Raw genomic sequence first — 15,415 nt, forward strand, 5'->3', positions numbered from 1 at the left:
ACGCACCGAACGCGACGTACCGAACCCGATGTACCGAACGCGACGTATCGAACCCTAAGGAACGCTTGTGACCGACGCTTCCGCCACGGCCGCCGCACGCAGGCCCGGTGAGCCGGCGCTCACCGCCCTCGGCCTGGCCGCGCCCGCCCTCGACCCCGCCGACGCCTCGCCGCACTCCTTCCCGGGCGGTGGCCGCTGGCGCACCGAGATCCCCTCCTGCGAGGGGCCGGAGGCGCTGGGGGTGGTCCTGAAGGAGTCCTCGCGGCTGGACGTGCCGATCCACCGGATCAGCCAGGGCAGCGGCGTGTGGATGCTGACCGACGCCGAGATCACCGAGATGGTCGAGGCCACCGCCGAACGCGACATCGAGCTCTGCCTGTTCACCGGCCCGCGCGGCACCTGGGACATCGGCGGCTCCACCCGTACCGACTCGGGTGGCGCGGGCCTCAGAGCGCGCGGCCACGACGCGGTCGCCGGGTGCGTCGAGGACGCCGTCCGCGCGACGGAGCTGGGCGTGCGGTGCCTGCTCGTCGCCGACGAGGGTGTGCTGTGGACGCTGCACCGGGCGCGGGCGGCCGGCATCATCCCCGCCGACACCACGCTGAAGCTGTCGGCGCTCGTGGGACCGGTCAACCCGGCCTCGTACGCGGTGTACGAGCGGCTCGGCGCCGACTCCATCAACGTGCCCAGCGACCTGACGCCCGATCACCTGACCGAAATACGGCGGGTCTCGGCCGCGCCCATGGACATGTACATCGAGGCCCCCGACGACCTGGGCGGATATGTACGGATGTACGAGGTCGCCGAGCTGATCCGGCGCGGCGCGCCGCTGTACCTGAAGTTCGGCCTCTCCAAGACCCCCGGCATCTACCCGTACGGCCACCACCTGCGGGAACTGACGCTGGCCACCGCCAAGGAGCGGGTGCGGCGCGGCCGGCTCGCGCTGGATCTGCTCGCGCGGCACGGGGCGGACGGCGACATGGCTCCACTCGGCACACGGCTGCCGGGTCCGCTCAACCGGTTCGAGATCTCGTCATAACGTTCCGGAAACCCCCTTCACAAAAGAAGACACAGCCGCGCACAATCCCACACACCTGCTCTCGGTCGATCCACCCTCAGCGTTCCCCACCACCAGACCGAGCCCTGCACCGACATCGAGGATGATGACCATGCGCAACCGCAGAGCCGCACTCGCCGCCATAGCCTCCGCCGCCTCCCTCGCCCTCACGCTGACCGCCTGCGGCCAGAGCAGCGAGGGGGGCAGCGAGGAGGACAAGGGGGGTTCCGACGGCGCCACCATCGGCATCGCGATGCCGACCAAGTCCTCCGAACGCTGGATCGCCGACGGCGCCAACGTCGAGAAGGAACTGAAGGGCAAGGGCTACAAGACCAAGCTGGTCTACGGCGAAGACGACCCGGACCAGCAGGTCTCGCAGATCGAGAACATGATCACGCAGGGGGTGGACGCCCTCATCGTCGCCGCGATCGACAACAAGTCGCTCAACAACGTGCTCCAGCAGGCCAAGGACGCCGACATCCCGGTCATCTCCTACGACCGGCTGATCCTCGGCACGGAGAACGTCGACTACTACGCCTCGTTCGACAACGAGAAGGTCGGCGAGCTGCAGGGCGGCTACATCGTCGACAAGCTCGGTCTGAAGGCGGGCAAGAAGGGCCCCTTCAACATCGAGCTGTTCGCCGGCTCCAACGACGACAACAACACCAAGTACTTCTTCCAGGGCGCGATGAACGTCCTCAAGCCCTACATGGACAAGGGCGAACTGGTCGTCAGGTCCAAGCAGACCGCCCTCAACCAGGTCACCACCCTGCGCTGGGACGGCGGCACCGCGCAGAAGCGCATGGACGACCTGCTGACCTCCAGCTACCGCAGCACCAAGGTGGACGCGGTGCTCTCGCCCTACGACGGCATCTCCATCGGCATCCTGTCCGCCCTGAAGTCGGACGGCTACGGCTCCAAGGCCAAGCCGATGCCGGTCGTCACGGGCCAGGACGCCGAGGTCGCCTCGGTGAAGTCGATCATCGCGGGCGAGCAGACGCAGACCGTCTTCAAGGACCTCCGCGAGCTCGCCAAGGTCGCCTCGAACATGGTCGAAGCCTCCCTCAACGACAAGAAGCCCGAGGTCAACGACACCAAGTCGTACGACAACGGTACGAAGGTCGTCCCCGCCTACCTGCTGCAGCCGGTCAGCGTCGACAAGAGCAACTACGAGAAGGTCCTCGTCGGCGGCGGCACCTACTCCGCGGACGACCTCAAGTAACCGGGCCCCCACAAGGATTGGAAGGCACGACCATGGCGGGACCCGTCCTGGAAATGCGCTCGATCGTCAAGACCTTTCCCGGTGTCAAAGCGCTGTCGGACGTCACGCTGACCGTCCGCCAGGGCGAGGTCCACGCCATCTGCGGGGAGAACGGCGCCGGAAAGTCGACCTTGATGAAGGTGCTCTCCGGTGTCCATCCGCACGGCAGCTACGAGGGGGACATCCTCTTCGAGGGCGAGACCTGCCGGTTCAAGGACATCCGGGCGAGCGAGCAGCACGGCATCGTGATCATCCACCAGGAGCTGGCGCTGGTGCCGTATCTGTCCATCGCGGAGAACATCTTCCTCGGCAACGAGCACGCCAAGCGCGGACTGATCAACTGGAACGACACCCTCAGGCACGCCAGCGAACTGCTGCGCCGGGTCGGCCTCGACGAGCACCCGGAGACCCGCGTCGCCGACATCGGCGTGGGCAAGCAGCAGCTGGTGGAGATCGCCAAGGCGCTGTCGAAGAAGGTGAAACTGCTCATCCTCGACGAGCCGACGGCGGCGCTCAACGACGAGGACAGCGGCAAACTGCTCGACCTGATCCTTCAGTTGAAGGAACAGGGCATGACCTCGATCATCATCTCGCACAAGCTGAACGAGATCCGTCGCGTCGCCGACTCGGTCACGATCATCCGCGACGGGCGCTCCATCGAGACGCTCGACGTGAAGGCGGCGGAGACGACCGAGGACCGGATCATCAGCGGGATGGTCGGCCGCGACCTGGAGAACCGCTTCCCGGAGCGGACCCCGCACCAGCCGGAGGAAGGGGCCGCGCCCGCCCTGGAGATCCGCAACTGGACCGTGCACCACCCCATCGACCAGCAGCGCAAGGTCGTCGACGACGTCTCCGTCCAGGTGCGGCGCGGCGAGATCGTCGGCATCGCCGGGCTCATGGGCGCCGGCCGCACCGAGCTGGCGATGAGCGTCTTCGGCCGCACCTACGGCCGGTACGCGGGCGGCACGGTCCTCAGGGACGGCACCGAGATCCGTACGAAGACCGTCCCGGAGGCGGTCAAGCACGGCATCGCGTACGTCACCGAGGACCGCAAGCACTACGGCCTCAACCTCATCGACACCATCAACCGGAACATCTCGCTGACCGCGCTGGGCAAGGTCGCCAAGCGGGGTCTGGTCGACGAGCACGGGGAGCGGCAGGTCGCCGAGGACTTCCGCAAGTCCATGAACATCAAGGCGCCGACCGTCTTCGAGCCGGTGGGCAAGCTGTCCGGCGGCAACCAGCAGAAGGTCGTCCTCAGCAAGTGGATCTTCGCGGGTCCCGAGGTGCTGATCCTGGACGAGCCCACCCGCGGCATCGACGTGGGCGCCAAGTACGAGATCTACACGGTCATCGACCAGCTGGCCGCCCAGGGCAAGGCGGTCGTCTTCATCTCCTCCGAACTGCCGGAGCTGCTCGGCATGTGCGACCGCATCTACACGATGGCCGCGGGGCGGCTGACGGGTGAGTTCTCGCGGGCCGAGGCGTCGCAGGAAGCGCTGATGCGTCAGATGACGAAGGACAAAGAGGTAACCCGATGAGCACGGACGTGACCGCCAAGACCCCGGCCCCCGCGCCGCCCGGCAAGGGCGGATCCGCCGCCGGCGGCGGCCTGCTGCAGCTGATGCTCGACGGCCTGCGGCGCAACATGCGGCAGTACGGCATGCTGATCGCCCTCGGCCTGATCGTGGCGCTGTTCGCCGTGTGGTCCGACGGCGACCTGCTGCTGCCGCGCAACGTCTCCAACCTGGTGCTGCAGAACAGCTACATCCTGATCCTCGCGATCGGCATGATGCTCGTCATCATCGCGGGCCACATCGACCTGTCGGTCGGCTCACTGACCGCGTTCATCGGCGCGATGGCCGCCGTACTGATGGTCGAACAGGATCTCTCCTGGCCGATCGCGGTGGTGGTGTGCCTGGCCATCGGCGCGGTCGCGGGTGCGGTCCAAGGGTTCTTCATCGCCTATCTCGGCATACCGTCGTTCATCGTGACCCTCGCGGGCATGCTGCTCTTCCGCGGTCTGACGGAGATCTTCCTGGAGGGCCAGACCCTCGGCCCGTTCCCGAAGGACCTCCAGAAGATCGCCAACGGCTTCCTGCCCGAGGTCGGCCCGAACACCAACTACCACAACCTCACCCTGCTGCTCGGCTTCGCGCTGATCGCCTTCGTGGTCTACCAGGAGGTCCGCGACCGCAAGCGGCAGCAGGAGTTCGCGCTCGAGGTGCTGCCGGCCAAGCTGTTCCTGCTCAAGCTGGTCGCCCTGGTCTCCGCCGTCCTCGTCGTCACACTGCTGCTCGCCAGCTACAAGGGCGCCCCGATCGTGCTGCTCATCCTGGGCGCGCTGGTCGTCGGCTTCGGCTACCTGATGCGCAACGCGATCATCGGCCGCCACATCTACGCCATCGGCGGCAACCTGCCCGCGGCCAAGCTGTCGGGCGTGAAGGACAAGAAGGTCACCTTCCTGGTCTTCCTGAACATGGGCATGCTCGCGGCCCTGGCGGGTCTGGTCTTCGCCGCCCGCTTCAACGCGGCCTCGCCCAAGGCCGGCCTCAACTTCGAGCTGGAGGCCATCGCCGCCTCGTTCATCGGCGGCGCCTCGATGAGCGGCGGCGTCGGCACGGTCCTCGGCGCGATCATCGGTGGTCTGGTCCTGGGCGTGCTGAACAACGGCATGAACCTCGTCGGCATCGGCACCGACTGGCAGCAGGTCATCAAGGGCGCGGTGCTGCTGGCGGCGGTCGGGTTCGACGTGTGGAACAAGCGCAAGGTCGGTTCGTAGGTCACCCGGGGCCCGCCTGATCCAGGCGGGCCCCGCTTCTTTCACGGAAGTACAGGAGCCGCGCACATGGAACTGAGCAGACGAACGGTCATCGCGGGCACCGCGGCCGCGGGCATCGCCGCCGCCACGGTCGGCGGCACGGCACACGCCACGGGAGGCAGGAAGCCGGTGAAGGAGCTCTTCGGCAAGCTCGCCGACGGAACGAAGGTGTACCGCTGGTCGCTGGAGAACGGCGGCACGCGGATGAAGGTGCTGTCCTACGGCGGGGTCGTCCAGTCCCTGGAGATCCCCGACCGCCGGGGCCGCTACGAGAACGTCTCCCTGGGCTTCGACAACCTCGACGACTACGTGGCCCGCAGCCCGCACTTCGGTGCCCTGATCGGGCGGTACGGCAACCGCATCGCCAAGGGCCGCTTCACCCTGGACGGCAAGCAGTACCAGCTCTCCGTCAACGACGGCGAGAACTCCCTGCACGGCGGTGCCCTGGGCTTCGACTACCGGGTGTGGGACGTCGAGCCGTTCACCGAGGGCTCCGACGTCGGCCTGGTCCTGCACTACACCAGCGTCGACGGCGAGATGGGCTACCCGGGCACCCTCAGGTCGACGGTGACGTACACGCTCACCGCGCGCGGCGACTGGCGCATCGACTACGAGGCCACCACCGACAAGGCCACCGTCGTCAACCTCACCAGCCACGTCTACTGGAACCTGGCCGGCGAGGGCAGCGGCACGATCGAGGACCACGAGCTGTCGATCGCCGCGTCCCGCTACACGCCCACCGACGCGGGCCTCATCCCGACGGGCGAGCTGGCGAAGGTGTCCGGTACGCCCTTCGACTTCCGCCGGGCCAAGCCGATCGGCCGGGACATCCGCGACGCCCACCCGCAGCTGGTCACCGCCAAGGGCTTCGACCACAACTGGGTCCTGGACAAGGGCATCACCGACCGTCCCGAGCACATCGCGACCCTGCGCGACCGGTCCTCGGGCCGCACCCTGCGCATCGCCACCGACCAGCCGGGCCTGCAGTTCTACTCGGGCAACTTCCTCGACGGCACCCTGACCGGCACCGGCGGCTCCCTCTACCGGCAGGGCGACGCCCTGTGCCTGGAGACCCAGCACTACCCGGACTCGCCGAACCAGCCGTCGTTCCCGTCGACCGTGCTGCGGCCCGGGCAGACGTACCGGACGACGACGGTGCACTCGTTCGAGGCGTGAGGGGCTTGAGGCCTTGAGGGCTTGAGGGCTTGAGGGCACATTTTCTTCGCGTGCGTTGAACGGTGCCCCGTCCCCCTCCGTGTGCGAGGGCGGCCCGCGCTCCCCGCGCGGGCCGCCCACCGACGGAGGCAGCCGCTGCCCGCCGGTCCCACCCCGCCCGGCGTCCCCGCCCCCGGCGGCCTCACGGCCGCGCGGGTCAGGGGCGCCAACGGCCTGGAGTCGGTCGCGACGGGCATGGGCCGGACGGGCTGACCCGCGCCGCTCAGTAGGCGACGGGCCACCCGCTGCTCCAGTTCAGGAGGTTGACGCCGAGCTTGGGCGTGCCGTTGTCGTTGCCGTCGTAGTAGTGGTAGACGATCAGGTCGCCGTCGACGTCGTTCATGATCGACTGCCCGCCGGGGCCGATGACGCTTCCGTGCGACTCGAGCACGGGCGTCCCGCCGTTGTTCATCATCGAGACGCCGTTCCTGTCGTAGTACGGCCCGGTGACGCTCGTGGCCCGGCCCACCTTGACCTTGTACGTGGAGCTGGTGCCGGCGCAGCAGGTGTCGTACGAGGCGAAGAGGTAGTAGTACCCGTTCCGCTTGACGACGTACGGGGCCTCGACGGCCTTGGTCCCGGACGGCCGGGAGGCGATCGAGTAGCGGGTGGTGTGGGAGGAGAGCTGCTTGCCCGTGGACGGGTCGATCCGGATCATCTTGATGCCCGTCCACCAACTGCCGAAGGACAGCCACCACTTGCCGTCGTCGTCGACGAAGAGGTTGGGGTCGATGGCGTTGTGGTCGCTGGAGGAGCTGGACGTGTGGACGATGCCGTAGTCGGTCCAGCTGCCCGGCTGCCCGGTGGTGGAGCCGGCCAGCCCGATGGCGGAGGTGTTGGAGCCGAACGACGAGACGGAGTAGTACATCAGGTACTTGCCGCCGTGGTACGAGACGTCGGGCGCCCAGGCCTCCGGGACGGAGGAGTAGCGCGACCACCAGCTCGGCCGGGCCCCGAAGGCGTCCACCCCGGTGGAGAAGGCGGTGCGGTCGGACGACGTCCGGCTGCTGATGCCGCCGCCGGTGGCGTAGAGCTGGTACTGCCCGGACGAGGTGCGGATCATCGTCGGATCGTGCACGACGACGGAGCCGGTGACCCGGCCGGGGTTGGGGTACGCCGACGCCGTGGACGGGACGAGCGCGAGCAGGGCGGCGGTGGGGAGAGCGAGGAGTGCGGCTCTTGTACGGCTCATGGGGGGAACGCTCCTGTTCCTGTTCGCAGTATCGAACACCGATCGTGTTTTCGGACGGAACGTAGAATCGAACCCCTTGCGCGTCAATGGTTCGCACAGCGTCGGCGGCAGCGAGGGCAACAGCATCGGCAACCAACGTCCGGAGAACACCGCGTGCCACAGGTGACGCACCGGTGAATTCGGGACGGATGCTCCACACATCCGCCGTCGGCCACTCCTGTCCCCGGCGACCATGGCCTCTCCATCCACTCGCCTCCGCCCTGAGACGGGAGTCGGTCATGAACGGTGTTCCGTGGGAGTCCGTGATCGCCGTGCTCGGCCTCGCCGTGCCCGTGGCCGCCGCCCTGTGGGAGTTCTTCCTGGCGGGCCGCAAACGACTCGGCTACCGCGTGCAGATGGACACCAGCGCCCGGGACTCGGCCACGTCCTCCGGGCCGGAGGCCGGGGTGCTCCAGCGCATGCAGTGGGACGGCGCCGACCTGCGCGACCCGTCGGTCGTCCTGCTGCGCATCGAGAACGTCGGCTGGACCCCGATCGTCGAGGACGACTACGTGGCCCCCGCCAACGACCCGGTGGGCATACGCGTGGCGTTCCCGGGCCGCCGCGTGGTCGGCATGGTCGTGACGGAGTGCAGCCACACCGTGCTGCGCGACTTCTTCGCACCGGGAACGCCGGGCCTCGGGGCCACGGACGGTGTCATCAGGCTGCCCAAGGTGAAGCTCAACCGCCGGGCGCACTACAAGGTGCTGGCGGTCCTCGACCGCGTCCCGGACTTCACCGAGGCCGACTTCCCCGACCCGGAGGTCATGGCGGGCGTCGTCGGAGGGGTGCGCGGCGGGACCATCAAGAAGACCGAGTACTACCCGTTCGCCTCCCGTCCGGTGCGCTGGCTGCTCGCCCTGCTCGTCCTGGTGAGCGCAGCCCAGTCCGTGTCCACCTTCGTGCGGGACGACGACACCCGGGCCGCGCCGCTGGACTGCGCCGAGGGGACGCTCCACCTGTCGGGCTCCACCGCGTTCCGGCCGATCCTGGAGCAGGCCGCCGAGCAGTACACCAAGACGTGCACGGACGCCCGGATCCCGCTGTCCGACCGTTCCTTCGCGGGCAGCGTCCCGGGGCTGGACACCCTCGCCGCGCAGGGCGACAAGGCCGGGCTGAAGGACGGCCGCGGGCTGGGCGACCGGCTCTCGTTCAGCGACGGACCCAAGTCCACCGGCCGCCCGCAGCTCCTGCCCAGACCCGTCGCCCTGTCCCTGTTCAGCCTGGTCGTGCACGAGGACACCGGCGTCCGGGACCTGTCCCTGAAGCAGGTCCGGGACATCTACGCCGGGACCGTCACCAACTGGAAGCAGGTCAACGGCAACGACCTGCCCGTCCAGCTCGTCAGCCGCAATCCGGGCTCCGGCACCCGGACCGCGCTCGAGCAACGCGTGCTGGACGGCCGCCCGCTGCTCGCGGTGACGACGAGCGACTGCCGGAGCCTGGACCGGAGCAGGGCCGGCCGCTGCGAGGTCGCCGACACCCCCGCCCTGCTGGACACCGTGGCCTCGACCCCCGGTGCCCTCGGCCACAGCGAGGCAGGCGCCGCCACCGCCCACGACGGCGTGCGGCAGGTGCGCATCGACGGCTACCCGGCGACCCTGGAGGGCACCGACGAGGGCGCCTACCCGTACTGGGAGACGGAGATCGCCTACACGTACGGCGAACCGCCGGCGGACTCGATCGCCGCGGGCTTCCTGCGCTACCTCGCCAACGAGGTCGGCAAGGACATCATCCGCTCCAAGGGCCACCGCCCCTGCTCCGAACTGGACAAGCCCCTGCTGTGCCGGCCGAGCGGCCCCTGACGCCGACGGGGCGGACGACGGCGCGGACGTACCGCTGCCGGGCCCCGCCCGCCCGTGCCGGGCCCCGCCGCACCGGCGGGAATGGTCAGACAGGCCCTATGGGTTCTCCCAGGCCGCCGGTTCCGCGGCCAGTTCCCGTACGGGGCCCGGCAGCGCGTCCGCCGCGAGGTCCGCGATCGTCACGCCCTCCAGGATCCGCCGCACATTGGCGCGCAGCGCCACCCACAGCGGCAGCAGAGGACCCGCCGTACCCGTGTACACCAGACCCGTCGGCCGCTCCCCGCGCACCGAGACGATCGGGCCGTCCACCGCCCGGATCACGTCCGCCACCGTGATCGCCGACGCCTCGCGCGCCAGCCGGTAGCCGCCGCCACCGCCGCGCCGGCTCTCGACGACGCCACCACGCCGCAGGTCCCCGAGGATCCCTTCCAGAAATTTGTGCGGGATGTCCTGCGCGGCGGCCACGTCCTCCGCCTTGACCGGGGAATCGTCCTGCTGGACGGCCAGTTCCAGTACCGCCCGTACCGCGTAGTCCGCACGCGCCGAGATCCTCATACCGACCATTGTGCGGTCCGCTGGGAGAATGACCCGGCACAGGCGGTCCCGCGCAGGCGGCAGGACCAGGAGTACAGGCAACAGGAGAGGCTCCCTTGGAGCTCAGCAGGCTCAGCAGACGAGCGTTCAGCGCCCTCGCGGGCACCACCGTCCTCGGCCTCGCGCTCGGCGGCAGCGCCAGCGGCGGGGCGCTGCCCGCCTCCGGCGCACCCGGCCCGGTACCGACCGGGCCGCCGCCCGGGCCGCCCGGCGCCGACGGGGTGCGCCACCGGGTCGCCCTGGACCGGCACTCCCTGCTGGTGGACGGCAGACGCCTGACGCTGTGGTCCGGCGAGCTGCACCCCTTCCGGCTGCCGAGCCCGTCCCTGTGGCGGGACGTGCTGCAGAAGATGCGCGCGTACGGCTTCAACGCGGTCTGCGTCCGTCTCGCCTGGGCCCACCACTCCCCCGCCCCGGGCCGCTACGACTTCACCGGCGTCCGCGATCTGGACCTCTTCCTGCGCACGGCCGCGGAGACCGGTCTGTACGTCGTCCTCCACCCCGGCCCGTACATCGGCGCGGACGTGGACGCGGGCGGTCTCCCCGGCTGGCTGACGGCGACCGGAGCCCGGGCCCGGACCACCGACCCGGCGTATCTGCGCCACGCCGAGGAGTGGCTGACCCGCGTCAACGCCATCGCCGCCCGGCACCAGTTCACGCGCGGCACCGGCACGGTCCTGCTCTACCGGGTCGACGCCCCGCCGCGCGCCCTGACCCACCTGCACGAGAAGGTCCGCGCCGACGGCATCGACGTCCCCGTGCTCCCCGACGACCTCCCCCTCGCCCGGGCGGAGGCGGCGGGGATCCGGGACGCCGCCGAGGCCAGGCGGGTCCATCTCGCCCACCTCGCGCAAGGGGTCACGCTGCACAACGTCCGCACGGCGTTCGGCGGCACCTCCTGGGGCTGGCTGCCCGCGCCGTCCGCGCCCACGCCCACCTACGACCCGACCGCGCCGATCGACGAGGCCCGCAGGCCGACGGACCGGCTCGCCCCGCTGCACCAGCTCGGTCACCTCCTGCGCCACGTCCCCGGCTTCACCCGGCTGGAAGAGGCGCCGGAGGTCAGGGCCTCGGACGCCCGCATCCAGGTGCGGCACCTGACCGACCCGGACACCGGCACCCACGCCTACGTCCTGCGCAACGACTCCGCCACGGACGTCACCTCCACGCTGCCGATGGGCGGGACCGACGTCAGGGTCACCGTCCCCGCCCGGGACGCCAAGCTGTTCGCCACCGGCCTCCACCTGGGGGCGGGGCGGAAGCTGGCGTACGCCACCGTGCAGCCCATGGTGTCCCTGAGCGTGGGACGGCTGGACATCGCCGCCTTCGTGGGCCGGGCCGGCGAGATGGCCCACCTGGTGCTGGACTGCCCCGAGGAGCCCTGGCCGACCCGGCTGGACGAGGCGGCCGCCTGGGCGTACGACCAGGGGAGACTGCATGTGACGGTGCCGCTCGGGGAGGACCGGCTGACCCGGGTGCGGGTCCGCAGCGCCGGGTCCGACCGCACCCTGCTCCTGCTCTTCGCCGACGACGCCGCCTCACTGCGGCTGTGGCCGTACGAGACCCCGTCGGGCAGGGTCCTGGTGCGCGGCCCGGCGCTGCTGCGCGACGTCACCCTGGACGGTGCCACGATCCGGCTGACCGGTGACACCGTCGACGAGCACGAGCTGGAGGTGTGGGCGCCGCGCGGCATCACCCACGTCACCTGGAACGGCGAGGCGGTACAGGCGTCCGTCGGCCGCGGGCTGAGCCTGATGACCGTCTGGCCGCTGCCCGGCGTGACCGAGCCGGCGCTGCCCGCGCTCGACGGCTGGCGGCGCCGCACCGAGAACCCCGAGTCCCGGCCCGGCTACGACGACTCGGGGTGGACGGTCGCCGACCGGCGGACGTCGAACAGCACGACCCCCGTGCCCGCCGGGCAGCCCGTGCTCTTCGCCGACGACTACGGCTTCCACTACGGCGACGTCTGGTACCGGGGCCGGCTCACCGGAGCGTCGGGCCTGGAGTCCGTGTCCCTCACCTACCGGACGGGCGCGCGGGGGCTGCTGATGGCCTGGCTGGACGGGGAGCCGCTGGGCACGCACCGCCCGGGGCGGGAGGCGGACGCGAAGGGCACGGGCACGTGGACCGCCACGGCCGGCTTCCGGGTGCCGCAGGAGCTTCGCGAGGCGCTTCGGGAGCGGCCCGATGCCGGTGGCTCCCGCGTCCGCTCCCCGGCCCACTCCCCGGTCCTGTCCGTGCTGGTCCGGCGTACGCAGCACGACCAGGACGCGTACCGGGCCGCCCGCGGGCTGGCGTCGGTCGCCTTCGAGGGGGCGTCGCCCCGGGTGCACTGGCGGATCCGGGGGGTGGCCGCGCCCGACCCCGTGCGCGGGCCGCTCAACAACGGCGGTCTGTACGGGGAGCGGCACGGCTGGCATCTGCCCGGGTACGACGACGGCGGCTGGGAGCCGGTGTCCCTGGCGTCCTCGGCGTCCTTCCCCCGCCAGGACCGGCGCCAGGGCGTGACCTGGTACCGGACCACCTTCCGGCTGGACGTCCCACCGGACGTCGACGCCTCGATCGGGCTCGTCCTCGACGACGACCCGGCCCGCGACCACCGCGTCCAGGTCTTCCTGAACGGCTGGAACATGGGCGAGTACGCGGGCGGCGGCACAGGCGCGCCGCAGACCTTCGTCCTGCCGAACGGCATCCTGCGCACCCGCGCCGCCGCCAACACGCTGGCGCTGGCGGTGCTGGCCGACGGCCGGTCGGCGTCGGGGCCGGGGACGGTGCGGCTGAAGCTGCTGGGCAGCGCGGCCGGAGGGGTACCGGTGACACCGGTCGCCTCCCCCGGCCGACGCTGACCCGGCCGGCCTGCCCGCCCCCCGGCCGGCGCCGGCCCGGCCGGTGCGCCTCAGCGCAGCCGGATGACGTTCCAGGACAGCGGCTCCAGGACGGCGGTCAGCCCGCCGTCCTTCAGGGCCGTGCCCTCGACCGGGTGCGGGACGACCCGCTCGGGCTCGGCGAGCGTGTTGCGGGCGTCCGGGTCCGCGTCCGCGAGGGCGCTGTGCTCGACGACCTCGGTCAGGTCCAGGCCGCTCAGGGCGACGTCGAGCGGCAGCGACTCGGTGCGGGAGCGGTTGACGGCGAAGACGGTGACCGAGCCGTCCTCGCCGCGCACGGCGGTCGCGTGCAGCAGGTCGGCCTCGCCGTACTTCTTCGTCTCGTACGTCGGCGAGTCCACCCGGACGTCGAGGACCTCGCCGCGGCCGTACGTCGAGGCCTGGGCGAACGGGAAGAACGTCGTCTGGCGCCAGGCCGGGCCGCCCGGCTCGGTCATGATCGGGGCGATGACGTTGACGAGCTGGGCGAGGCAGGCGACGGTGACGCGGTCGGCGTGCCGGAGCAGGGCGATGAGGAGCGAGCCGAAGACGACGGCGTCGGTGACGCTGTAGTTGTCCTCGAGCAGGCGGGGGGCCTCGGGCCAGTCCAGGGCGCTGACCTCGGCCTCGGTCCGGGACAGGTACCAGACGTTCCACTCGTCGAAGGAGAGGTTGATCCTCTTCTTGGACTTGAGGCGGGCGCCGATGTGGTCGCAGGTGGCGACGACGTTCTCGATGAACGACTCCATGTCCACGGCGGAGGCCAGGAAGGAGTCGACGTCGCCGTCGAGCGGCTCGTAGTAGGCGTGCAGGGAGACGTAGTCGACGAGGTCGTACGTCTCCTGGAGGACCGTCGCCTCCCACTCGGCGAAGGTGTCCATGGCCTGGCTGGAGGATCCGCAGGCGACGAGTTCGACGTCCGGGTCGATCTGGCGCATGGCGCGGGCCGTCTCGGCGGCGAGGCGGCCGTACTCCTCGGCGGTCTTGTGGCCGGTCTGCCAGGGGCCGTCCATCTCGTTGCCGAGGCACCAGAGCCTGATGCCGAAGGGGTCCTTGTCGCCGTGCTCGGCGCGCAGGTCCGACAGCGCCGTGCCGGAGGGGTGGTTGGCGTACTCCTGGAGTTCCAGGGCCTCGGCCACGCCTCGGGTGCCGAGGTTGACGGCCATCATCGGTTCGGCCTGGGGGCCGACCTTCTTGAGGAAGGCGATGTACTCGGAGAGGCCGAAGCGGTTGGTCTCCGTGGAGCGCCAGGCGAGGTCGAGGCGGCGGGGGCGGTCCTCCACCGGGCCGACCGAGTCCTCCCACTTGTAGCCGGAGACGAAGTTGCCGCCGGGGTAGCGGATGGCGGTCACACCGAGTTCGCGGACCAGTTCCAGGACGTCCTGCCGGATGCCGTCCGCGTCCGCGGTGGGGTGGTCGGGTTCGAAGATGCCGGTGTAGACGCAGCGGCCGAGGTGTTCCACGAAGGAGCCGAAGAGGCGGGGGTTGACTTCACCGACGGTGAAGGCGGGGTCGAGGGTGAAGCGGGCGGTTCGCATTGCTTCCTTTCGGGGGGTTCTGTTGCTCGTTGCGGCGGGCCGGTCCGGTCGTGTCCCTATCGGACGACCGGCCAGCCGTCCTTCTTCCAGGTCAGGGCGTTCAGCCCGAGTTTGGGCGTGCCGGCGTCGTCCGCGTCGTAGTAGTGGTACGCCAGCCAGTCCTGGCCCCGGTCGCGGAAGACGGACTGGCCGCCCGTGCCGACGTGGCGGCCGTGGCCCGCCAGGAGGAGGTCGCCGCCGCCTTCCAGGAGGGGCTTGCCCGTGCTGTCGGTGTACGGGCCGGTCACCGAGGTCGAGCGGCCGACGCGGATCTTGTACGTCGAGGTGACGCCCGAGCAGCACGCGTCGTAGGAGGCGAACAGGTAGTAGTGGCGGCCGTGCTTGACGACGTACGGGCCCTCGACGGCGTACGGCTCGTCCGGGCGGGTGGCCAGGTGGTGGACCGTGGCGTCCTCGGCCGCCCTGCCCGTGCGCGGGTCGAGTTCGACCATGCGGATGCCGGACCAGTACGAGCCGAAGGACATCCACAGGCGGCCGTCGGCCCGGACGATCGCCGGGTCGATGGCGTTCCAGGTGTCGGTCGTCTCGGAGGTGAGGACCTTGCCGTGGTCGGTCCAGGTGCCGGGCAGGCCGGTGCGGGAGGTGGCGACGCCGATCGCGGAGTGGTTGGTGCCCCATGAGGAGACCGCGTAGTAGAGCCAGTAGCGGCCGGCGCGGTAGGAGATGTCGGGGGCCCACGGGTCGCCGGTGTCGTTGTACTCGTACCACCAGCTCGGGGGTTCGGCGAAGGCGTTGCCCGCGTCCGTCCAGTGGACGCGGTCCTTCGACGTCCGGGCGCCGATGACGCCCCCGGTCGAGTAGGCGACGTAGTCACCGGAGTGGAGGCGGATGACGGTGGGGTCGTGGATGATCTGCTGGCCGGTGACCGGCTGGGGGTCGGGGTACGTCACGTCCGCCCGGGCCGTGGCCGGCAGCAGGGCCACGACGGCGGCGGCGAGCAGGGTGACGGTTCTGAGGCGCTTCAAC

General features: G+C 70.7%; 11 protein-coding genes. 7 read left to right on the plus strand and 4 right to left on the minus strand.

The features are described from left to right. Positions 1–67: 67 nt before the first annotated feature. The 5 genes from RM812_RS17685 to RM812_RS17705 all read left to right on the plus strand — a co-directional run bounded on the left by RM812_RS17685 (position 68) and on the right by RM812_RS17705 (position 6,318). On the plus strand, positions 68–1,039 hold the full coding sequence (locus RM812_RS17685; RefSeq protein ID WP_311573539.1) for a glycosyltransferase family protein: 972 nt from the start codon (positions 68–70) through the stop codon (positions 1,037–1,039). Between the two features lie 130 nt (positions 1,040–1,169). Then, a complete protein-coding gene (gene chvE, locus RM812_RS17690; RefSeq protein WP_311573540.1) occupies positions 1,170–2,279 on the plus strand; it encodes a multiple monosaccharide ABC transporter substrate-binding protein in 1,110 nt (369 codons plus the stop codon). A 32-nt stretch (positions 2,280–2,311) separates the two neighbouring features. Continuing rightward, positions 2,312–3,862: a multiple monosaccharide ABC transporter ATP-binding protein gene (gene mmsA, locus RM812_RS17695; protein WP_311573541.1), complete on the plus strand. Its 1,551-nt coding sequence runs from the start codon at positions 2,312–2,314 to the stop codon at positions 3,860–3,862. After that, positions 3,859–5,103, plus strand: coding sequence for a multiple monosaccharide ABC transporter permease (gene mmsB, locus RM812_RS17700; RefSeq protein WP_311573542.1), 1,245 nt, complete (start codon positions 3,859–3,861; stop codon positions 5,101–5,103). The genes mmsA and mmsB overlap by 4 nt, the downstream gene beginning before the upstream one ends. Positions 5,104–5,169: 66 nt before the next feature. Beyond that, positions 5,170–6,318, plus strand: coding sequence for an aldose epimerase family protein (locus RM812_RS17705; protein ID WP_311573543.1), 1,149 nt, complete (start codon positions 5,170–5,172; stop codon positions 6,316–6,318). 262 nt (positions 6,319–6,580) lie between these two features. Here RM812_RS17705 and RM812_RS17710 read toward each other — a convergent pair whose 3' ends face one another. Further along, positions 6,581–7,549: an arabinan endo-1,5-alpha-L-arabinosidase gene (locus RM812_RS17710; protein ID WP_311573544.1), complete on the minus strand. Its 969-nt coding sequence runs from the start codon at positions 7,547–7,549 to the stop codon at positions 6,581–6,583. A 278-nt stretch (positions 7,550–7,827) separates the two neighbouring features. Between RM812_RS17710 and RM812_RS17715 the strand changes: the two genes are divergently transcribed. Beyond that, a complete protein-coding gene (locus RM812_RS17715) occupies positions 7,828–9,393 on the plus strand; it encodes a substrate-binding domain-containing protein (protein ID WP_311573545.1) in 1,566 nt (521 codons plus the stop codon). Positions 9,394–9,489: 96 nt separating this feature from the next. On the opposite strand, the gene RM812_RS17720 is transcribed toward RM812_RS17715, so the two are convergent. Continuing rightward, a complete protein-coding gene (locus RM812_RS17720) occupies positions 9,490–9,948 on the minus strand; it encodes an RrF2 family transcriptional regulator (protein WP_311573546.1) in 459 nt (152 codons plus the stop codon). Positions 9,949–10,043: 95 nt separating this feature from the next. Here RM812_RS17720 and RM812_RS17725 point away from each other — a divergent pair, with 95 nt between their 5' ends. Continuing rightward, positions 10,044–12,833 (plus strand): beta-galactosidase, encoded by a 2,790-nt coding sequence (locus RM812_RS17725; RefSeq protein WP_311573547.1) that lies wholly within the window; start codon positions 10,044–10,046, stop codon positions 12,831–12,833. 50 nt (positions 12,834–12,883) lie between these two features. Here RM812_RS17725 and arfA read toward each other — a convergent pair whose 3' ends face one another. After that, the gene (arfA, locus tag RM812_RS17730) at positions 12,884–14,389 is read right to left on the minus strand and encodes an arabinosylfuranosidase ArfA (RefSeq protein WP_311573548.1); all 1,506 of its coding nucleotides are present in this window, start codon (positions 14,387–14,389) and stop codon (positions 12,884–12,886) included. 56 nt (positions 14,390–14,445) lie between these two features. Continuing rightward, positions 14,446–15,414, minus strand: coding sequence for an arabinan endo-1,5-alpha-L-arabinosidase (locus RM812_RS17735; RefSeq protein ID WP_311573549.1), 969 nt, complete (start codon positions 15,412–15,414; stop codon positions 14,446–14,448). Position 15,415 lies beyond the last annotated feature (1 nt).

This window comes from Streptomyces lancefieldiae, assembly GCF_031845825.1.
Taxonomy (GTDB): Bacteria; Actinomycetota; Actinomycetes; order Streptomycetales; family Streptomycetaceae; genus Streptomyces; species Streptomyces lancefieldiae.